The organism is Pelagibius sp. CAU 1746, from assembly GCF_039839785.1.
In the GTDB taxonomy this organism is placed as follows: Bacteria; Pseudomonadota; Alphaproteobacteria; order Kiloniellales; family Kiloniellaceae; genus Pelagibius.
Genome location: NZ_JBDOQT010000001.1, coordinates 1267599 through 1288723, shown reverse-complemented (window position 1 = coordinate 1288723; position 21125 = coordinate 1267599). Strand labels below are relative to the sequence as shown.

Here is a 21125-nt window from a genome sequence, read left to right as displayed (position 1 = left end):
TTTTATTCACTTTTTAGCGCTAACTTCAATCCCATGGTTGATCTGATCCCCCAGCGACCGAAGAAGGGCCGTGGCGCCGTCAGCAACGCCAGCGGCCGCTACGAGCCCTTCACCCGGGTCGCCATCGACGACGGCTGGGGCGCGGCCCCGGAGACCTTTTCTCCCGATGCAATGGGCTCCCCCGACAACCTGGCCGAGCCGCCGGGCCCGCCCACCGAGGTCACCTGGGACGCCAGCCGCACCATCATCACCCGGAACAGCTCACCCGATGTCCCCTTCGACCGCTCGATCAATCCCTATCGGGGCTGCGAGCACGGCTGCATCTACTGCTTTGCCCGGCCGAGCCACGCTTGGCTGGGCTATTCCCCCGGTCTGGACTTCGAGACCAAGCTGCTGGCCAAGCCGGAGGCTGCGGCCCTCCTGAGGAAGGAACTGGCGCGCAAGGGCTACAAGCCGGAGCCCATCGCGCTGGGCACCAACACCGACCCCTACCAGCCCATCGAGCGGCGCCTGAAGATCACCCGCGCCATCCTGGAGGTGCTGCGCGAGACCCGGCACCCCTTCACCATCGTCACCAAGTCCAACCTGGTGCTGCGCGACCTGGACATCCTGGCGCCCATGGCCCGCGAGGGGCTGGTGCGGGTGATGGTTTCCCTCACCACACTGGACCGCCGGCTCTCCCGCGTCATGGAGCCGCGCGCGCCGACGCCGGAGCGCCGCCTGGAGGCGCTGCGCACCCTGAATGCCGCCGGCGTGCCGGCCGGGGTGATGACGGCGCCGATGATCCCGGCGATCAACGACATGGAACTGGAGTCCCTGCTGGACGCCGCGGTGCGCGCCGGCGCCCGCCACGGCGGCTACGTGCTGCTGCGCCTGCCGCTGGAGATCAAGAACCTCTTCGCCGAATGGCTGGAGGCGCATTTTCCCGAGCGCAAGGCCAAGGTGCTGAATCTGGTGCGGGACACCCGCGAGGGCGGCCTCAATCAGTCCGAGTTCGGCCTGCGCCAGCGCGGCAGCGGGGTCTACGCCGAACTGCTCGCCAAGCGCTTCAAGCAGGCCGAGCGGCGGCTGGGCCTCAACCGCGGCGGGGCGCGCCTGGACACCTCCCAGTTCGAGGCGCCGAGGGCTGACGAAAGGCAAATGTCGCTGCTTTAGTCCCTGTCCCCGAACACGGCGTTCCACCCCCCTCCTAACCTCCCCCCATCAAGGGGGGAGGGACAAGAAGAGGGGCCTCGGCAATACATCCCCTCCCCCTTTGATGGGGGAGGGCTAGGGTGGGGGTGGGGTCGCAAGCCGGCCGGTCGCCACCCACCACCGCCGCGTTAATCACTTAACTGCTTCTTTGTGCTAGGTTTCGGCACATGGAAGGGCACACAAGCAGCATTACCGAACTGGCCATCGTCGTCGTCGGCGCGCTCGGCTGCGGCTTGGTGATGCGTTATTTCCGCCAACCCATCCTGCTGGGCTACATCCTGGCCGGCGCGGTCCTCGGGCCCTCGGGCTTCGGTTTCGTGCAGAGCCGCGAGCAGGTGCAGCTTCTGGCCGAGCTGGGCGTGCTCATGCTGCTGTTCTTCATCGGCATGGAGCTGAACCTGCGCGACTTCCGCGCGGTGTGGAAGGTGGCGGTGCTGACCACCGCCTTCCAGATCGCCGTCGCCTTCTTGGGCATGTACCTGCTGGGCCTGCTGCTCGACTGGCCGCTGGCGCTGACCGTGGTGGTCGGCTTCGTGGTGGCGCTGTCGTCGACCGCCGTGGCCATCAAGATGCTGGACGAGATCGGCGAGAAGCGCACCCGCGTCGGCAACGTCACCATCGGCATCCTCATCGCCCAGGATCTGGCGGTGATCCCCATGATCCTGATTATCGGCGCCTTCCGCGGCGACGGCGGCATCGGCACCCTGGCCATCGTCAAGATCCTGCTGTCCGTCGTCTTCCTGGGCCTGATGATCGCCTACCTGGGCAAGCGCAAGCGGGTGCGCCTGCCCTTCGCCCGCGAGATCGGGCGCAACCGCGAACTGCTGCCGCTGGCCGGCCTCGGCTTCTGCTTCGGCGCCGCGGCGCTCTCCGGCCTGCTGGGCCTCTCCGCCTCCTACGGCGCCTTCCTGGCCGGCCTGGTGATCGGCAATTCGACCAGCCGGCGCGCCATGATCCACTACACCGAGCCCATCCAGACGGTGCTGCTGATGGTCTTCTTCCTGACCATCGGCCTGCTGATCGACATCCAGTACATCTGGGCCAACCTGGGCACCGTGGTCATGCTGGTGTTCTTCGTCGCGGTGCTGAAGACCGCGCTCAACATCGGCCTGATCCGCGCCCTGGGCGAGACCTGGCCGCGCGCCTTCCTCTCCTCGGTGCTGCTGGCCCAGCTCGGCGAATTCTCCTTCATCCTCGCGGCACAAGGCCTGACGGTGGCCGCCATCGACTGGGAAAGCCACCGCCTGCTGGTCGCGGTCACGGTGATCTCGCTGCTGGTCAGCCCGGTGTGGCTGGAAGCGGCGCGCCGCCTGCACCGCATCGCGCTGCTGGGCATCACCTCGGGCCGCGAGACCCTGCGCCTCACGGTGGGGCCGGAGGCCCTGGCGCTGGGCCGCTCGCGCGGGCTGGTCAACGCCTGGCTGGCGCGCTACAGGAAGCCCCGCCGGAGCAAAACGGGGGGCGACGGCGCCGCCGCCAGCGACGCCTCGGCCGAGTAGGCAGACAGCAACAGGCGCCGCAGGGGGAGACCAAGTGCCCGACTTCTCGTTGGAACGCGAGCTGGGTCACGACAAGGGGCGCATCGTCATCGGGCTCGACGAGGCCGGACGCGGACCCTGGGCGGGACCGGTGGTGGCCGCCGCCGCCTGGCTGGACCCGGCGGCGCTGGACGCGGCACTGGCCGAGGGCCTCGACGATTCCAAGAAGCTCTCGGCCAAGCGGCGCAGCGACCTCTTCGCGATCCTCAGCGATCCGGCCTGCGCCTGCGCCCGCATCGCGGTGGGCGAGGCCAGCGTCGAGGAGATCGACCGCCTCAACATTCTCCAGGCCTCGCTGCTGGCCATGCAGCGCGCCGCCACGGCGCTGGCGGCGGCGCTGGACAGCGCGCCCGAAGCGGCCCTGGTCGACGGCAACAAGCTGCCGCAACTGGCCTGCGAGGCGCGCGCGGTGATCAAGGGCGACAGCCGCTCGCTCTCCATCGCCGCCGCCTCGGTGGTCGCCAAGGTGACCCGCGACCGCGCCATGGCGGCGCTGGCCCGCGACTACCCCGGCTACGGCTGGGAACGCAACCAGGGCTACGGCACCGCCGAGCACCGCGCCGGCCTCGCGCGGCTGGGCGTCACGCCGCTGCATCGCCGCTCCTTCCGGCCGATCCGCGACGCCCTCGAAAGCAAATCTTTAACTTGAGAGCGTAAGATCTTGAGTCAGCTAGACTCTTTGCGCCAAGAGGCTTGACGGTCGACTCCGCTTGACTCAGGATAGCCGGCTTGCGCGCCGAATCGGGGTCGGCGCGGCGAAACCTGGCGCAAGAAGGGGAAAATCCGTGCAGAAGAACGTCGTCAAGCAGGGCGACTGCATCGCCTTGATGGAGGCCATGCCGGAGGCCTCGGTCGATATGGTCTTCGCGGACCCGCCCTATAACCTGCAACTCGCCGGCGACCTGCACCGGCCGAACAACTCCAAGGTCGACGCCGTCGACGACGCCTGGGACCAGTTCGACAGCTTCGCCGCCTACGACGACTTCACCCGCCGCTGGCTGCGCGCCGCGCGCCGCGTCCTCAAGGACAACGGCTCGCTCTGGGTGATCGGCAGCTATCACAACATCTTCCGCGTCGGCACCGCGCTGCAGGACCTGGAGTACTGGATCCTCAACGATGTGGTGTGGCGCAAGACCAATCCCATGCCGAACTTCCGCGGCCGCCGCTTCACCAACGCGCACGAGACGATGATCTGGGCGGCCAAGGACAAGGACGCGCGCTACACCTTCAACTACGACGCCATGAAGCGGCTGAACGACGACCTGCAGATGCGCAGCGACTGGCTGATCCCCATCTGCAGCGGCGGCGAGCGCCTGAAGAACGACAAGGGCGAGAAGGCGCATCCGACGCAGAAGCCGGAAGCCCTGTTGCACCGCGTCATCATGGCCGCCACCAAGCCGGGCGACGTGGTGCTCGATCCCTTCTTCGGTTCCGGCACCACCGGTGCCGTGGCCAAGAAGCTGGGCCGCCACTTCATCGGCCTGGAACGCGATGACGACTACATCGCGGTCGCCAAGAAGCGCATCGCCGCGGTGCAGCCGGTCAGCGACCTGGAGATGGTGGAGACGCCCTCCAAGCGCGCCGAGCCGCGCATCCCCTTCGGCTGGCTTATCGAGCACGGCCTGCTGGAGCCGGGTACCGTGCTGCACGGCCCGGACAAGCGCCACCGCGCCAAGGTGCGCGCCGACGGCACCCTCATCACCAGCGACTTCAAGGGCTCGATCCACCAGGTCGGCGCCCACCTGCAGGGCGCGCCGTCGTGCAACGGCTGGTCCTTCTGGCACATCGACGTGGAGGGCAAGCCGGTCTCCATCGACCTGCTGCGCCAGAAGCTGCGCGCCAACCTGCCCAAGACGATGAACTGACGCGCTCGCCTCTTCCTCCGGGACGGGCGTTCAGCCCTCCCCGGGATCGGGCTTCAGTCCCGCCCTCATGGCGAGGGGGCCCCGCGTCGGCGGGCGTCTCGAACCATTCCGCGGCCATCGCCTAGAGCGCGCCGCTGCGGAGGGGCGGCGGGATAAAAGTCGCTTTGAACCGGGCGGCGGCCGGGCACGACCCATGATGCAGACACCCCTCACCGGAGGATCTCATCATGGCCAAGCACTTGTTCCGAAGCTTACTCGCCGTCGCCGGCCTTTCGGCCGCGGCCGCGCTCGCCGCCGGGGCCGGCCAGGCCCTCGCCCAGCCCGACCTGGTCCCGCAGTTGAACTTTCCCATGAACGCCAGCGTGGGCGTCCAGAACGCCGGCACCACGGCCGCCGGCCCCAGCCACCTGACCATCAACTGCACCAAATTCGGCAAGGCCGACGGCGGCTGCCCCGAGGCGCCGGGCATGGGCGCCTATGTCGATCCGGCCTTCCCCAACCGCGCCGTGATCGACGTGCCGGCGCTGGAGCCGGGCGAATCCTTCAGCCACAATCTCAGCTTCTGGAACGCCATCCCCTGGACGCCCGGAACCTATGTCTTCGACGCCGAGGTCGATGCCGGAGGCGACGTCGCGGAGTCCAACGAAACCAACAACAGCGCCCAGAGCAGCTACACCGAACTGCCTGCCGTGGGCGTTGCGCCGCCGGCGCCGCTGCCGCTGACCGCACAGCCCGCCGCGGCGCGCCCCTCGAGGCTCGACTCGGCCAATATTTTCCAACTGCGCCGGCTGCGCGGCAGCGAGGAGCCGAAGCCGCGCCCGCTGCGCCTGGCGCCCAAGCAGCCGGAGGCGCCGAAACGCCCGCTGCTGCGCCGGCCGGCCGACTAGACAGGTCCCGCGTTTCCTCCGGAAGCTCTCCCCGCGAGCACCTGCGGGCGGCCCTTGCCAAGGCCGCCCTCCTCCTTTTTAAAAGAAACCAATCGAAGAAATGAACCAATAGGTGAAATGTATTCGAGAAACTTCTATTAAAATACTTCATAAATCCCGAACTCATACAATACTACATTGTATTTACTAAGGGTTGTCTTGCGATCGCCACAGGGCTTGTCCAGACTGATTCCGGAACGTCAGGATTCGTTCTGCTTTTCCGTGAAGAGTTTCCCGGGGGTCTGTGCTGTGTTCGGGAGACACGAATGTCCGATGATCTTGAACTTGGTGTCAGCGGCCTTGTCGACACCGTGGCGATGGATGACGCCCTCACGGAACCCGCCGAAACTGCCGGCCTTGAAGCGGCATCCCTGACCGGTCAGGCAGGCGGCACGAGCATCATCGAGCGTCCGGCTCCCGGCCAGACAGTCGAGATCCAATCGCTCCCCGGACAGACCTACATTCTGAATTTCCCGCCGGCCAGCGCCCAGGTGGCCGTGCGCGGCGATGACTTCGCCGTCACCTTCGACGACGACGGCGACGGCCTGGCCGATAGCCAGGTCGTCTTTCTGGGCATGGTGCAGGCCGCCGAGTCCGGCGACGTCCCGGCATTCCGCATCGCCGGAATCGATGTCGGCGCCGACATCTTGATCGACCAGGCCCTGGCGCTGGAGGGCGGCACCGCGGGACTGAATGAGGTCGCCGCCGGCCCCGGCGCGCTCAGCGGGGGCGTCTCCGCCTACGACGACAACCTGGGCAACATCCTCGACCTGCTGGCCGCCCAGGGGGTAATTCCGCCGGTGGAACTGGAGTTCGGGCTGATCTCCGTGGAGCCGGACCCAATCCTGCCGATCTTCCCGCCGCCGCCGTTGATCATCAACGAGATCGGCCTGCGCGTGCCGATCGACATTCCGGGCTTGCCCGGCGCCGCGCCGGATGAAGAACCGGAGACGGCCCAGGCCCAAAAGCTGCCCGAGTACAGCTTCATCGAGCTGCACAACAACTCCGGCGTCCCCACAACAACAGAAGACCTGACGATCCAGATTCTCAATCCCGACGGCGCGCTGATCACCTTCGGCCTGCCCGACGGCATTACCATTCCTGCCGGCGGTTTCATCGTCTTCTACCAGCTCGCCGACGACGAGGGTACGGCGGGGGTTGAAGATATCATCGTGCGGGTCTTCGATGCCGCCGGCACCGTCGTCGGCGGTTTCACAATCGCCGACGCCACCTTCTGGGACCTGGGCGACGACACGACGGAGCCCATCGCCGTGAACCTCGTCTACCGCGCGGGCGAGGACATCGATGGCGACCAGACCCTGGACACCTTCGCGGCCAACCTGACGCAGGCGGAGCTTGCCGTCCTCGCCGATGCCGACTTCTCAGGCTCGCCCGACGGATTCGGCGCGCAGTTGCCGGGCTTCAACTTCGAGACCTTCTTCGGCCAGTTCACCGAGGGGCACCTCATCTTCTCGCGCGTCGACCTGGCCGACGACGACGACCAGACCGACTGGACGACGAACGTCACGCCCACCGACGGCGCTCTCAACGACACGGCGACGGTGGACCCCAACCCCTCGGACCCCGTGACCGACGACCTCAACCCGGGTCAGGACAACCCCGACCCCCTGCCCGGGCAGGACTTCCTGCAGGCGGGCGACGGCGGCGAGAAGCTGGAAGGCTACGGCGGGCCCGACGTCCTGCTGGGCGGTGACGGCAACGACTCGCTCTACGGCGGCTCGGAGGCGGACTATCTCGCCCCCATTCCCTACCTGAACGACCACAACGACTTCCTCTACGGCGGCGGCGGCGACGACGGCCTCTACGGCGGCGCAGGCGGCGACTACCTGCTGGGCGGCACGGGCAACGATTCGGTCGAAGGCAACACCGGCGACGACCAGGCCTACGGCGACGAAGGCGACGACAGCGTCGCCGGCAACGAAGGCGCGGACAGCGTCTATGGCGGCGCCGACAGCGATATGGTTTTCGGCAACGACGGCAACGATCTGCTCTACGGCGACGACGGCGACGGCCTGGGCGCCGCGGACACGCTAAACGGCGGCCTCGGCAACGACCGCGCCTATGGCGAGGGCGGCGACGACCTGATCTACGGCGACGAACCTTCCGTGGATGCCGACGGCGACGATACCCTGGACGGCGGGGCCGGCAACGACACGGTCTACGGAGACGACGGCGGCAACACCCGCAGCGGCAACGACCTGATCTACGGCGGCAGCGGCAACGATTCGATCGTCGCCGACGACGGGCTGGTCGATTTCGGCGGCAACGACCTGATCTACGGCGACGAAGGCGACGACACCATAGAGGCCGGCAGCGGCGACGACACGGCCTACGGCGGCGGCGACAACGACAAGATCTTCGGGGAGAACGGCCACGACCTCCTCTATGGCGACGCAGGCGATGACACCATCGAGGGCGGCGACGGCGACGACACCATCGACGGCGGCGAGGGCAACGACACCATCGACGGGTTCATGGGCATGGACCTGATCTATGGCGGCAACGGCCTCGACACCGTCGACGGCAGCTTCGATGCCGACACCATCTACGGCGACGACGGAGACAATATCGGCGGCGACGACGATGTGCTCTACGGCAGCATCGGCGACGACGTGATCTGGGGCGAGGGCGGCAACGACACCCTGGTGGGCGACGCCGACTTCTCCCTGCCCAACGGGGCCGACACCGTCTACGGCGGCAGCGGCAACGACCTGATCTACGGCGATGACCCGACCTCCGGGGACCCGGGCTTTGCCGACCTGCTCTACGGCGACGCAGGCAACGACACCATCCGGGGCCAGGACGGCGGCGACACCATCGACGGCGGCGAGGGCGACGATTCCATCAACGGCAATGTCGGCGAGGACCTCATCTACGGCGGCAACGGACTGGACGTCCTGCGCGGCGACATCCAGGCCGACACCGTCTACGGCGACGACGGCGACCTCGTTGGCGGTGACGCCGACAGCATCCTCGGCGGCTCCAACAACGACCTGCTCTACGGCGAGGGCGGTGACGACACCATCGTCGGCGATTCCGCCAACACCTCGCCCAACGGTGAGGACACCATCTACGGCGGCAGCGGCAACGACCTGATCTACGGAGGCGACGAAATCGCCACCGGAGACACCGATCAGGCCGATCTGATCTACGGCGAGGCGGGTAACGACACAATCCGGGGCGACAGCGGCGACGACACCATCGACGGCGGCGACGACAACGATTCCATCTTCGGCGAAGACGGCGCGGACGTGCTCTACGGCGGAAATGGCCTGGACTACCTCGACGGCAACATTCTTCCCGACATCATCTACGGCGACGACGGCGATCTCGCCGGCGGCGATGCCGACTTCATCCTCGGCGGCTCCAACAACGACCTGATCTACGGCGAGGGCGGCGACGACACCATCTTCGGCGATTCCGACAACACTTCGCCCGACGGCGAGGACACCATCTACGGCGGGGCCGGCAACGACCTGATCGACGGCGACGACGAGGCTGCGGATGCGGGTCAGGCCGACCTGATCTTCGGTGAGGCGGGCAACGACACCATCGAAGGCGATTCCGGCAACGACACCATCGACGGCGGCGACGACAACGACTCCATCACCGGCGGTGACGGCGAAGACCTGATCTACGGCGGCAACGGCATGGACATCGTCCGCAGTGGCATCCTGGCGGACATCATCTACGGCGACGACGGCGACCTCGCCGGCGGCGACGCCGACCTGCTTTACGGCGGCTCCAACAACGACCTGATCTATGGCGAGGGCGGCGACGACACCATCTTCGGCGACTCCGACAACACCTCGCCCGACGGCGAGGACACCATCTACGGCGGCGCCGGCAACGATCTCATCGACGGCGACGACACCGCCGCAGATGTCGGCGGCAGCGACCTGATCTTCGGCGAGGCGGGTAACGACACCATCGAAGGCGATTCCGGCGACGACACCATCGACGGCGGCGACGACAACGACTCCATCACCGGCGGCGACGGCGAAGACCTGATCTACGGCGGCAATGGCATGGACATCGTCCGCAGTGGCATCCTGGCGGACATCATCTACGGCGACGACGGCGACCTCGCCGGCGGCGACGCCGACCTGCTTTACGGCGGCTCCAACAACGACCTGATCTATGGCGAAGGCGGAGACGACACCATCTTCGGCGACTCCGATAACACTTCGCCGGACGGCGAGGACACCATCTACGGCGGCGCCGGCAACGACCTCATCGACGGCGACGACACCGCCGCAGATGTCGGCGGCAGCGACCTGATCTTCGGCGAGGCCGGCAACGACACCATCCGGGGCGACAGCGGCGACGATACCATCGACGGCGGCGACGACAACGATTCCATCTTCGGCGAAGACGGCGCGGACGTGCTCTACGGCGGAAATGGCCTGGACTACCTCGACGGCAACATTCTTCCCGACATCATCTACGGCGACGACGGCGATCTCGTCGGCGGCGATGCCGACTTCATCCTCGGCGGCTCCAACAATGACGTCCTCTACGGCGAGGGCGGCGATGACACCATTTTCGGCGACTCCGACAACACCTCGCCGGACGGCAACGACACCATCTACGGCGGCGCCGGCAACGACCTGATCGACGGCGACGACACCGCCGCAGATGTCGGTGGCAACGACCTGATCTTCGGCGAGGCCGGCAACGACACCATCTTCGGCGACGACGGCGACGACACCATCGACGGCGGCGACAACAACGACTCCATCACCGGTGACCTCGGCGAGGATCTGATCTACGGCGGCAACGGCCTGGACGTGCTCGACGGTGGCCTCAACGCCGACGTCATCTATGGTGACGACGGCGACCTGGCCGGCGGCGATGCCGACAGCATCCTCGGCGGCTCCAACAACGACCTGATCTACGGCGAGGGCGGTGACGACACCATTTTCGGTGACTCCAACAACACCTCACCGGACGGCAACGACACCATCTACGGGGGCGCCGGCAACGACCTGATCGACGGCGACGACACCGCCGGAGACGTCGGCGGGAACGACCTGATCTACGGCGGCAGCGGCAACGACACCATCGACGGCGACCAGGGCAATGACACGATCGAAGGCGGCAGCGGCGACGACCGCTTCGTCTATAACTTCGAATCGGATACCGGCGGCGGCAACAACGCCGGCACAGGCAACGACACCATCATCGACGTGGCGCTGAATGCCGGCGACGTGCTGGAATTCGTCGACAGCGACGGCGTGGTCGACGAATTCGGCGACCTGAACGACAGTATGGTCGCCGACGACGGCACCGACGTCACCATTACCTTCGACAACGGCGACATCCTGACGCTCGCCGGCATCGGCGACGGCACCATCGACACCTGGTCGGAGCTGGACGGCGCCATCAACCTGGATTTCGGCTAGCCGGAGACCCAGCAGGAGACCCAGCCGGAGACAAGGAGCCAGGCAGGCCCCGGGAGGATACGGGCAGGCGGTGCGGAAAGCGGCATTTCCGCGAACCTTCCTGCCCGTTCCTTCTGCCGTCGGACCCGCTCGGGGACCCAGCAACCCGCGACAGCAGCTTCACCGCTTCACCGGCATGAGCCGGCCGAAGGCGACGCTGGCCACCACGAAGACCGCAAAGCCGAGGGTGGTGGCGTCGACCGCTTCACCCAGCAGCAGTGCCGAAGCGGCGATGGTGAGGAAGGTCTGAAGAAGCTGCACTTGGCTGACCCGCGCCACGCCGCCCAAGGCAAGGCCCCGGTTCCAGGCAAAGAAGCCGAGAAGCTGGCTGAAGAGTGCCACATAGAGAAAGGCGCCCCAGCTCTGCGGCGAGCCGGGCAGGCCCTGCGCCAGGGCAGCCGGCGCGACGGTAACGAGCAGCAGAGGAAAGGAGATCACCAGGGCCCAGCAGATCACCTGCCAGCCGCCGAGGCTGCGGGTGAGACGCGCTCCCTCGGCATAGCCCACCGCCGCGCAGACCACCGAGGCGAGCAACGCCAGGTGTCCGACGCCCAGGCTGCCGCCGCCGCGCAGCAGGGAGAAGGCCACCACCGCCGCGCCGCCGAGGAGCGAGACCAGCCAGAATTCGAGGGAGGGCCGCTCGCGCAGCAGCACCGCGCCGGCCGCCACCGTCACCAGCGGCAGGACGCCCAGCACCACGCCGCCATGCGCCGCCGGCACCCGCTGCATACCCCAGGCCGAGAGCAGCGGGAACCCGAAGACCACCCCGGCAGCGACCACGGCGAGGCCGCGCCATTCGCGCCCGCGCGGCAGGCGCTGGCGGGTCGCCAGCAGGATCGCCGCGGCCACGGCTCCGGCCAGCAGGGAGCGCCCCAGGCCGAAGACCACCGGATCGCTGTCGGCCATGGCCAGGCGCGTCATCGGCAAGGTGAGGCTGAACAGCGCCACGCCGACGAAGCCGAGCAGCAGCCCCCTGGTCTCGGCCAGGGACCCGCTGGCGGAAGCGGCGGACTCAGTCATCTCTTACGGCCATCTCTTACGGCGTCGGCGTGGAGGAGTCCGTGGTCGATGACCTTGCGCATCACCGTGGGCAGGGCTTCGTCGGCCAAGGCATCCAGGGCCACCCAGCGGCCCTGCGCCTGGGCGGCTTCCATTTCGGCGCGCCCCGCCGCCTGCCCGGCCCAGACCGTCACCTCGAAATGGAAGTGAGTGAAGGTGTGGCGCACCAGGCCCGGCAGTTCCCGCCACTCGGTCTCCAGCGGTGCGGCGGCGCGGGCGGACCTCTGCTCCCAGGTCGCCTCGCGCCAGTCGGTCGAAGGCACCTCCATCATGCCGCCCAGCAAGCCCTTCTCCGGGCGTCGGCGCAGCAGCAGCGCGCCGTCGGGCGCCTGCAGCCAGAAAGCCACCGCGTGGCGGGTCGGCTTGGCGGCCTTGGGCCGGCGGCGCGGCAGCGCCTGCTCCAGGCCCGCGGCCTTGGCTTCACAGCAGGATTCCAGGGGGCACAGCAGGCATTTGGGCCCGCGCGGCAGGCAGACCGTGGCGCCCAGGTCCATCATCGCCTGGGCGAAGTCGCCTGCGCGCTCGTCCGGCGTCAGGGCGTCGGCCAGGCGGGTCAACTCCGGCTTGGCCGCGGGCAGCGGCGTCTCGACCTTGAAGAGACGGGCGACCACCCGCTCCACATTGCCGTCGACCACCACGGCACGCCGCCCAAAGGCGATGGCGGCGATAGCGGCGGCGGTGTAGGGGCCGATGCCCGGCAGCTTGCGCAGCTCCGTTTCCGTATCGGGGATCACGCCGCCCAGTTCCTCCGCCACCACCTTGGCGCAGCGGTGCAGATTGCGCGCCCGGGCGTAGTAGCCCAGACCGGCCCAGGCGGTGAGCACGTCGTCCAGCGGCGCCGCGGCCAGGGCCTCGACCGTGGGCCAGCGCGCCAGAAAGTCGGCGAAGTAGGGACCGACCGCCGCCACCGTGGTCTGCTGCAGCATGATCTCGCTGAGCCAGACACGGTAGGGGTCCGGTTCCTTCTCTCCGGGGGGTGTCCCCGGCGGGCGGCGCCACGGCAGCGTGCGCGCATGGCGGTCGTACCAGGCCAGCAGCGCCGCCCCGGGACCGGCCTGGGCCGCGCCGTCTTCTTGCGAAGCGGCCTTTGTGGATGCGACAGGAGCCATGCCCTTCTCTATAATGGCCGCGCAAACCACCGCAAAGCAGGCTTTTGTCACTGGGACAATGCCCAGGGGGACGATGCCCAGAGGAAAGGGCCGGGGAACGACGCCAGTGTCCGATTACACCTCTCGCCGCAAAGGAACGGCCGGCGACCGCCGGCGCGGCGGCCGCGGCCTGCGCGCGCTCGGCTCCAGCCTGACCAGCGTGACCAAGCGCGCCTTCGCGCGCCGCGGGCTGACCGGCGCCGACATCGCCCGCCAGTGGCCGGCCATCGTCGGGCGCGATCTGGCTGTCCACTGCCGCCCCCGCCAGTTGCGCTTTCCCAAGGCGGGGGAGGCCGTCGACGGCCGCCTGACCCTGCGGGTGGCGCCGGGCTGGGCCCTGGAGGTGCAGCATCTGGAGCCCCTGGTGCTGGAGCGCATCAACGGCTACTTCGGCTACCGTGCGGTCAGCCGCCTGGTGCTGCAGCAGGGCCCGCTGCCGCCGCTGGAGAGGGAGGGGCGCGGCAGCCGCGCCGGGCGCCGCGCGGACCCTCGGGAGACGCCTCGGGCGGACCTCGACGAGGCCCTGGCCGCCAAATTATCCACAGTCGAGGACCCGGAGCTGCGCGCGGCCCTGGAAGGCCTCGGACGCTCGCTCAAGGGCCGGCGCGGCGGCGGCGCAAAAAATCCATAGACTACACCGCCGGGGAGACCACATAGACCAAGTCGGGGACCACGTCGGGCGGCGCCGGAAAACGCCCGCTTCGGCGGCGGTTTTTGCCCAAAAAGGGCGCTTGTGGAATCGAAAACGCCCCTCTAGCATGCACAACATCTGGTAGGTAGAGCTATGAATAGACGGAATATTCTGATCGGTCTTGGGGTTGTCGCCGCCGGTGCCGCGGCGGGCGGCGCCTACTGGCTGCGCGCCGCGCCGACCCCGCTGCCGGGCACCGCGGCCGCGCCGCAGGAGACGATGACCCTAGCCGCCAAAACCGGCGGCGAGCCGGTCTTCGCCGACGACCACGTCCTGGGCAGCGCCGAGGCGCCGGTCACCATCCTGGAATACTCCTCGCTGACCTGCCCGCACTGCGCCAACTTCCACAAGAACACCCTGCCGCAGGTCAAGTCGGACTGGATCGACGCCGGGCGCGCGCGCATGGTCTACCGCCACTACCCGCTGGACCAACTGGCGCTGCGCGCCGCAGCGGCGGCCAACTGCATTGAGGGCGACGCCTTCTTCGGCTTCCTCGACGTGCTGTTCAAGAACCAGGAGAAGTGGGCCCACAGCGGCGACCCGCTGAAGGCGCTGCAGCAGCTTGCGGCCCTGGCCGGGCTCGGTCCCGACGCCTTCGAAGCCTGCATCAACGACGAGGCGCAGATTACCCGCATCCTCGAACTGCAGACCGACGGCCGCGACCGATACAGTATTGCCTCGACTCCGAGCTTTGTGGTCAACGGCACGCTGGTGCAAGGCGCCCTGCCCTACGACGAATTCAACGCAGCATTGGAACAGGCCGCGTCCAAGGCGTCATAAGGCCGGCCCGGCGGTGAGAATTGCGGCGATGGGGATTGGAGTGAGATCAGTTATGACGGCACGGGGGGAATAGCCAGGCGTGGTGCAGTTCACCAAGCTTCGCTTGAGCGGCTTCAAGTCCTTTGTCGATGTCACCGAACTGGACATCCAATCGGGCATAACAGGCGTCGTCGGCCCGAACGGCTGCGGCAAGTCCAACCTCGTCGAGGCGCTGCGCTGGGCCATGGGCGAGACCTCGGCCAAGCGCATGCGCGGCAAGGAGATGGACGACGTCATCTTCGCCGGCAGCTCCAACCGCCCGGCGCGCAACGTCGCCGACGTCACCCTGGTGCTGGACAACAGCCAGCGCAAGGCGCCGGCCATGTTCAACGAGTTCGACGAGATCGAGGTGGTGCGCCGCATCGAGCGCGGCAGCGGCTCCACCTACAGGGTCAACGGCAAGGAAGTCCGCGCCCGCGACGTACAGCTGCTCTTCGCCGACGCGGCCACGGGCGCCCACTCCACCGCCCTGGTCAGCCAGGGCCGCATCGGCACCATCATCAATTCCAAGCCGCAGGACCGCCGCCACCTGCTGGAAGAAGCCGCGGGCATCACCGGCCTGCACTCGCGCCGCCACGAGGCCGAGCTGCGCCTGCGCGCCGCGGAAACCAACCTGGAGCGCCTGGACGACGTCATCTCGACCCTGGAATCGCAGCTCCAGGGCCTGAAGAAGCAGGCCCGCCAAGCAACCCGCTACCGCAACGTCAACGACCAGATCCGCCGCTCCGAGGCCATCGTGCTGCACCTGGAGGGCGAGGAGGCCAAGGCCGCCCTCGCCCGCGCCGAGGAAGCCTTCGGCGAAGCCGAAAAGGCCGTGGCGGAAGCGACGGAAGCCGCCGCCGCCAAGTCCACCGAGCAGGCCGAGGCGGCCAGCGCCCTGCCCGGGCTGCGCGAGACCGAGGCCGAAGCCGCCGCCGCGCTGCAGCGCCTGAAGGTCGACCGCGACACCCTGGACCGCGAGGAAGCCCAGGCCGCCGAGGGCAAGGCCCGCGCCGAGGAGCGCCTGGCTCAGTTGCTGGGCGACAAGTCGCGCGCCGAGGCCCTGGCCGGCGACGCCGATGCGGCACAGCAGCGCCTGAACCAGGAGCGCGGCGAGTTGAATGTCGCCGCCGAGGGCGAGCAGGAAGCCCTGGCCGCCGCCGAGGCCGAACGCGCCACCGCCGCGGCCAAGAGCGAGGAACAGGAACAGGCGCTCAGCGCCGTCACCAAGAAGATCGCCGAGGACGAGGCCCGCGCCAATGCGCTGACCCGCCGCATCGAGGAGCTGTCCCAACGCCTCGCCCGCCTGCGCCGTCAGCGCGAGGAGGCCCAGGGCCAGCGCGAGGCCGTGGTGCGCGAAACGGTGGCCGAGGGCGAGGTACAGGCCGCCGCCGACGCGCTTGCCGCCGCCGAACAGCGTCTGGAGCAGTCCCGCGAAGCCAGCAGCGGCGCCTCCGAAGCCACCGCCGAAGCCCGCAACCGCGAAGCCGAGTCGCGCGGCAAGCTGCGCGAGCAGGAGGCCGCCCAGGCCAAGCTGGAAGCCGAGATCGCGGCGCTGACCGCCCTGCTGGAGCCGGAAGAGGCCGATATGTGGCCGCCGGTGGTCGACGCCGTCACCGTGACGCCGGGTTACGAGGCGGCGCTCGGCGCCGCCCTGGGCGACGACCTGACGGTCTCCGCCGACGAGGCCGCGCCGGTGCACTGGCAGAGCCTCGCGCCCATGGCCAGCGTGCCGGCCCTGCCCCACGGCGCCGAGCCGCTGAGCGGCGTGGTGCGCGGCCCCGCCGCCCTGGACCGCCGCCTGTCGCAGATCGGCGTCGTGGCGGACCGCGAAACCGGCCAGCGCCTGCAGACCCAGTTGCAGCCCGGCCAGCGCCTGGTGACCAAGGAAGGCGACCTGTGGCGCTGGGACGGCTTCACCGCCCGCGCCGAGGCGCCCACCGCCGCAGCCCAGCGCATGGCCCAGCGCAACCGCGTGGTCGAGCTGCGCGCCAGCCTGGAAGATGTGGAACGCGATACCGCCCGGGCCAGCGCCGACCACGGCGAGTTGGAGGCCGCCGTCGAGCAGGCCGCCGGCGCCGAGCGCGCCGCCCGCGCCGCCGAAGGCGAGGCCTTCGAGGCGGTGAACGCCGCCCGCAAGGAGCACGGCGGGCTGGCCCAGCGGGCGAATGCCGTGGCCTCGCGCCTGGCCGCCCTGGACGAGTCCCTCGCCCGCCTGGGCGGCGACGTGGAGGAGAACGAGGCGACCCTGGCCCAGGCCCGCGAGGAAGAGGCCGGGCTGCCCGACCTGAACCTGGAGCACCAGCGCGCCGACGAGCTGCGCGAGGAGCTGGCCGCGGCGCGCAGCGCCCTGGTGGAGCGCCAGGCACGCCTCGACCAGTTGCGCCGCGAGGCCGAGGCCCGCGGCCGCCGGCTCATGGACATCGCCAACGAGTTCCAGTCCTGGGCGCGCCGCGGCGAGGAGGCCAAGACCCACCTGGCGGAGCTGGAAGAGCGCCGCGCCGCCACCGAGGCGGAGATCGAGAAGCTCGCCGCCGTGCCGCTGGCGCTCTCGGAGAAGCGCGAGGCCCTGGCCGAGCTGATCGACGCGGCCGAGACGCGCCGCCGCGACGCCGCCGACGCCCTGGCCAGCGGCGAGACGCGCCTCAGCGAGGCCGACAAGGCGCTGAAGGCCGAGGAAGCCCGGCTGACCAACGCCCGCGAGAACCGCATCCGCGCCGAGGGCGCGGTCTCCCAGGCACGCCAGACCCTGGATACGGTCGTTCAGAAGGTGCGGGAAAAGCTGTCCTGCGCGCTGGACACTGTCCTCCAGGTGGCGGAGGTCGAGGAAGGCCAGGAGCTGCCGCCGCGCGGGGACGTGGAGACCAAGCTGGCCCGGCTGCTGCGCGAGCGCGACAACCTGGGCGCGGTCAACCTGCGCGCCGAGCAGGAAGCCCGCGAGCTGGACGAACAGATCGTCGGCATGCAATCGGAGCGCAGCGACCTGATCAACGCCATCAGCCGCCTGCGCCAGGGCATCGCCAGCCTGAACCGCGAGGGGCGCGAACGCCTGCTGGCGGCCTTCGAGATGGTGAACACCCACTTCCAGGAGCTCTTCGTGCGCCTCTTCGGCGGCGGACGGGCCCACCTGAAGCTCACCGAATCGGAAGACCCCCTGGCCGCCGGCCTGGAGATCATGGCCAGCCCGCCGGGCAAACGCCTGCAGGTCATGTCGCTGCTGTCCGGCGGCGAACAGGCGCTGACCGCCCTGGCCCTGCTGTTCGGCGTCTTCATGACCAACCCGGCGCCAATCTGCGTGCTGGACGAGGTCGACGCCCCGCTGGACGACGCCAACGTGGACCGCTTCTGCGCCCTGGTCGACGAGCTGACCAAGGCCACCGGCACCCGCTTCCTGGTCATCACCCACCACCGCATGACCATGGCCCGGGTCAACCGCCTGTTCGGCGTGACCATGGCCGAGCGCGGTATCAGCCAGCTGGTTTCGGTGGACCTGGAAGCCGCCGCGGACCTGCGCGAGAGCGCCTAAGGGCGTCTATTTTTCCGGGACTTTTCCGCAGTGCAGCGACGGGGCCGCCACCAGGGCCGGCGGGCGTCCCCGCGGGGCTTGCCAAAAGCGCCCGAATCCGCGCGTTTCCGCCGCGTTTGACTGGGGTTTCTTCGCCTTGACAGAGGGGGGGAGTCTTCATACTGTGCGCGCGAATTCAGCTCAGACCACAGGTAATCCTTGGGGAGAACGGTCATCGGGCCAGGGGGAAGAGGCGCTTCATGAAAGACGACCGCCCCCTGCCATCCCTCGAAAAGCTGGACGAAGAACTCCGTGCGGCGGAAGCCAAGCGGCGCAAGACGAAGGCGGGCTCTGAGGACCAGGGCCAAGGACTGGCCTTCGCCATGCGGATCGGGGTTGAGATTGTCGCGGCGCTGATAGTCGGCGTTGCGATCGGTTACTTCCTCGATCAGTGGCTGGGAACCAAACCCTGGTTCCTGCTGCTGTTTTTCGTGCTCGGCGCGGCCGCGGGATTTATGAACGTTTTCCGGGTTGTCGGGGGACTGGGCGGCCAGGTCGGTTACCGCCAGGTTGAAAAGCCGGAGGAGGAAACCTCCAGGCGGGCCGATGCCAAGAATGCGCCTCAGGGGCGGGACATAGACGACTAGTCGGGACGGATAGGGTTTAACAGAATGGCTGAAGGCGGCGGCGGGCACAGCCCCCTCGAACAGTTCGAGATCAAAAGCATCTTTCCGGCCGGGGGCCATGGCGATGAGATCGGGGTCTTCGCCTTCACCAACTCGTCGCTGATGATGGTCGCGGCGCTGGTGCTGATCTCCGCTTTCCTGATCCTCGGCATGCGCCGCGGCGCCCTGGTTCCCGGGCGTATGCAGAGCCTGGCCGAGATGTCCTACGAGTTCATCGCGGGATTGATATCGGATACCGTCGGCGCCGAGGGCCGCCGCTACTTCCCGATCATCTTCACGCTCTTCATGTTCATCCTGTTCGGCAACCTGCTCGGCATGCTGCCCTACAGCTTCACCTTCACCAGCCACATCATCGTGACCTTCGCCCTGGCGGCGCTGGTCTTCATCGGCGTGACCGTCCTGGCCATCGCCAAGCACGGCATGCACTTCTTCAGCTTCTTCGTGCCGCCGGGCGCGCCGATCGCCATGTGGCCGCTGCTGATCCCGATCGAGGTGATCTCCTACCTCTCGCGTCCGATCAGCCTTTCCGTCCGTCTTTTCGCCAACATGCTGGCCGGGCACACGCTGCTCAAGGTCATCGCCGGTTTCGTCGGCGTGCTCGGCGTGTTCGGCGTTCTGCCCTTCGCGGTGATCGTGGCCCTGACCGGCCTGGAGATCCTCATCGCCTTCCTCCAGGCCTACGTCTTCGCCATCCTGACCTGCCTCTACATCAACGACGCGCTGCACCTGCACTGATCTTCAGGACGGGCCGGAGCGTCATCGACAACCCTCATTCAGCTTTTTACGTCAAAGGGAGCTTTAACAATGGAAATTGAAGCCGCGAAAGTGATCGGCGCGGGCCTGGCCGTTATCGGCGTCATCGGCTCGGGTATCGGCATCGGCAGCATCTTCTCGTCCTTCATCGTCGCGGTCGGCCGCAACCCGGCGGCGCGGGGCGAGGTCTTCACCATGACCATGCTGGGCTTCGCGCTGGTGGAAGCCATCGCGCTGTTCGCGCTGGTCATCGCGCTGCTCATTCTGTTCCGTTAAGCGCCGTCCGCGGAGAAGCTCTCGGCCGGCGGCGGCAAAGCCGCCGGCACCCGCTTTTCCCGCCGGCATTATCCCTGACAGAGTGAGAGGACGCGGGCCATGCCCCAACTCGATCCTGCCGTCTGGCCGACACAACTGATCTGGCTGGCGATCACCTTCATCGCCCTCTACCTGGTCGTCTGGCGCATCGCCCTGCCGCGCATCGCCGATGTCCTGGAAGCAAGACAGCGCAAGCTGGACGACGACCTGAAGAAGGCCACGGCCCTTAAGGAAGAGGCCGAGACCATCCTCGCCGAGTACGAGAAAATGCGCGCCGACGCCCAGGCCTCGGCGCACAGCGTGCTGCAGAAGGCCCAGAATGAGATGAAGGCCGAGGCGGAACGCCAGAACGGCGAAGTGGCGGCCAAGCTGAGCAAGCAGACCGAGGAAGCAGAGGCGCGTATCGCCGAGGCCAAGACGGCGGCGCTTTCCAGCCTGGAGGGCACGGTCACCGAGGTCGTGGCCGCAGCCACGGAAAAGCTGATCGGCGTCAAAGCCGGCGATCAGGAGATCGCCCGCGCCGTCGGCGAAGTGATGGGAGGCAAGCGCTGATGTCCGCTCTCCTGAACGATCCCACTTTCTGGGTCGCCATTGCCTTCTTCGTCTTCGTCGGCCTGATCGTCTGGAAGGCGCGCGGCGCCATCCTGGACGGCATCGACGCCCGCGCCGAGCGCATCAAGGCGGAACTCGACGAGGCCCAGCGCCTGCGCGAGGAAGCGCAGAAGGCCCTGGCCGAGTACAAGCGCAAACAGCGCGACGCGGCCAAGGAGGCCGAGGATCTGCTGGCCAGCGCCAGGCACGAGGCCGAACTGCTGAGCAGGCAGGCCGCCGAGGACCTGAAGGCCACTCTGGCCCGCCGCGAGAAGACGGCTCTGGAGAAAATCGCCCAGGCCGAGGCCCAGGCGGTGCAGGACGTGCGCGCCCAGGCCGTCGACATCGCCATCGCGGCGACGGCCAAGCTGCTGAGCGAGAACGTCGACCCGCAGCGCGACCAGGCCATGGTCGACCAGGCCATCAAGGATCTGGGGCAGAAGCTGCACTAAGCGGCGCGACAGTCCCTGAAACGACAAACGCCCGGTTCTCTCTCGAGAGCCGGGCGTTTTTCATTTCTCAACCTGCCACCCTTGGGCTCTTCCCGAGGGTTCCTACAGTGCAGCTGCGGGCCGCCACATCGGCCCCCGC

The 21125-nt window shown here is 68.4% G+C and carries 16 protein-coding genes; 14 read left to right on the top strand and 2 right to left on the bottom strand.

What is annotated here, in order from left to right:
• Positions 1-33 precede the first annotated feature (33 nt).
• From AAFN88_RS06170 to AAFN88_RS06145, 6 genes are all read left to right on the top strand, one after another.
• Complete coding sequence (locus AAFN88_RS06170; protein ID WP_347519072.1) at positions 34-1155, top strand: PA0069 family radical SAM protein; 1122 nt, start codon at positions 34-36, stop codon at positions 1153-1155.
• Positions 1156-1361: 206 nt separating this feature from the next.
• Positions 1362-2693, top strand: coding sequence for a cation:proton antiporter (locus AAFN88_RS06165; RefSeq protein WP_347519070.1), 1332 nt, complete (start codon positions 1362-1364; stop codon positions 2691-2693).
• Positions 2694-2727: 34 nt separating this feature from the next.
• Positions 2728-3381, top strand: coding sequence for a ribonuclease HII (locus AAFN88_RS06160; RefSeq protein WP_347519068.1), 654 nt, complete (start codon positions 2728-2730; stop codon positions 3379-3381).
• Between the two features lie 178 nt (positions 3382-3559).
• Positions 3560-4597, top strand: a complete 1038-nt coding sequence (locus tag AAFN88_RS06155) for a site-specific DNA-methyltransferase (protein ID WP_347521640.1) — start codon at positions 3560-3562, stop codon at positions 4595-4597.
• 227 nt (positions 4598-4824) lie between these two features.
• Entirely contained in the window at positions 4825-5484 is a 660-nt protein-coding gene (locus AAFN88_RS06150; protein ID WP_347519066.1) for a CARDB domain-containing protein, read from the top strand.
• Positions 5485-5789: 305 nt separating this feature from the next.
• Positions 5790-10949 carry a calcium-binding protein gene (locus AAFN88_RS06145; RefSeq protein WP_347519064.1) on the top strand — a complete coding sequence of 1720 codons (5160 nt, stop codon included), beginning with the start codon at positions 5790-5792 and terminating at the stop codon, positions 10947-10949.
• 159 nt (positions 10950-11108) lie between these two features.
• Here the strand turns inward: AAFN88_RS06145 and AAFN88_RS06140 are convergent, their stop codons facing one another.
• Positions 11109-12008, bottom strand: coding sequence for a DMT family transporter (locus tag AAFN88_RS06140; protein ID WP_347519063.1), 900 nt, complete (start codon positions 12006-12008; stop codon positions 11109-11111).
• Positions 12005-13156: an A/G-specific adenine glycosylase gene (gene mutY, locus AAFN88_RS06135; protein WP_347519060.1), complete on the bottom strand. Its 1152-nt coding sequence runs from the start codon at positions 13154-13156 to the stop codon at positions 12005-12007. Before mutY ends, AAFN88_RS06140 begins: the two co-directional genes overlap by 4 nt.
• 106 nt (positions 13157-13262) lie before the next feature.
• Here mutY and AAFN88_RS06130 point away from each other — a divergent pair, with 106 nt between their 5' ends.
• The 8 genes from AAFN88_RS06130 (at position 13263) to AAFN88_RS06095 (ending at position 20986) form a co-directional block, all read left to right on the top strand.
• Positions 13263-13826 carry a DUF721 domain-containing protein gene (locus tag AAFN88_RS06130; protein WP_347519058.1) on the top strand — a complete coding sequence of 188 codons (564 nt, stop codon included), beginning with the start codon at positions 13263-13265 and terminating at the stop codon, positions 13824-13826.
• Between the two features lie 153 nt (positions 13827-13979).
• On the top strand, positions 13980-14666 hold the full coding sequence (locus tag AAFN88_RS06125; RefSeq protein ID WP_347519056.1) for a thioredoxin domain-containing protein: 687 nt from the start codon (positions 13980-13982) through the stop codon (positions 14664-14666).
• 79 nt (positions 14667-14745) lie between these two features.
• Positions 14746-18210: a chromosome segregation protein SMC gene (gene smc / locus AAFN88_RS06120; protein ID WP_347519054.1), complete on the top strand. Its 3465-nt coding sequence runs from the start codon at positions 14746-14748 to the stop codon at positions 18208-18210.
• A gap of 239 nt (positions 18211-18449) precedes the next feature.
• A complete protein-coding gene (locus tag AAFN88_RS06115) occupies positions 18450-18836 on the top strand; it encodes an AtpZ/AtpI family protein (protein ID WP_347519053.1) in 387 nt (128 codons plus the stop codon).
• A gap of 24 nt (positions 18837-18860) precedes the next feature.
• Positions 18861-19610 carry a F0F1 ATP synthase subunit A gene (locus AAFN88_RS06110; RefSeq protein ID WP_347519051.1) on the top strand — a complete coding sequence of 250 codons (750 nt, stop codon included), beginning with the start codon at positions 18861-18863 and terminating at the stop codon, positions 19608-19610.
• A 69-nt stretch (positions 19611-19679) separates the two neighbouring features.
• Positions 19680-19904, top strand: coding sequence for a F0F1 ATP synthase subunit C (locus AAFN88_RS06105; RefSeq protein ID WP_347519049.1), 225 nt, complete (start codon positions 19680-19682; stop codon positions 19902-19904).
• 99 nt (positions 19905-20003) lie between these two features.
• Positions 20004-20495, top strand: a complete 492-nt coding sequence (locus tag AAFN88_RS06100; RefSeq protein ID WP_347519048.1) for a F0F1 ATP synthase subunit B' — start codon at positions 20004-20006, stop codon at positions 20493-20495.
• Complete coding sequence (locus AAFN88_RS06095; protein ID WP_347519046.1) at positions 20495-20986, top strand: F0F1 ATP synthase subunit B; 492 nt, start codon at positions 20495-20497, stop codon at positions 20984-20986. The genes AAFN88_RS06100 and AAFN88_RS06095 overlap by 1 nt, the downstream gene beginning before the upstream one ends.
• Positions 20987-21125: the final 139 nt, after the last annotated feature.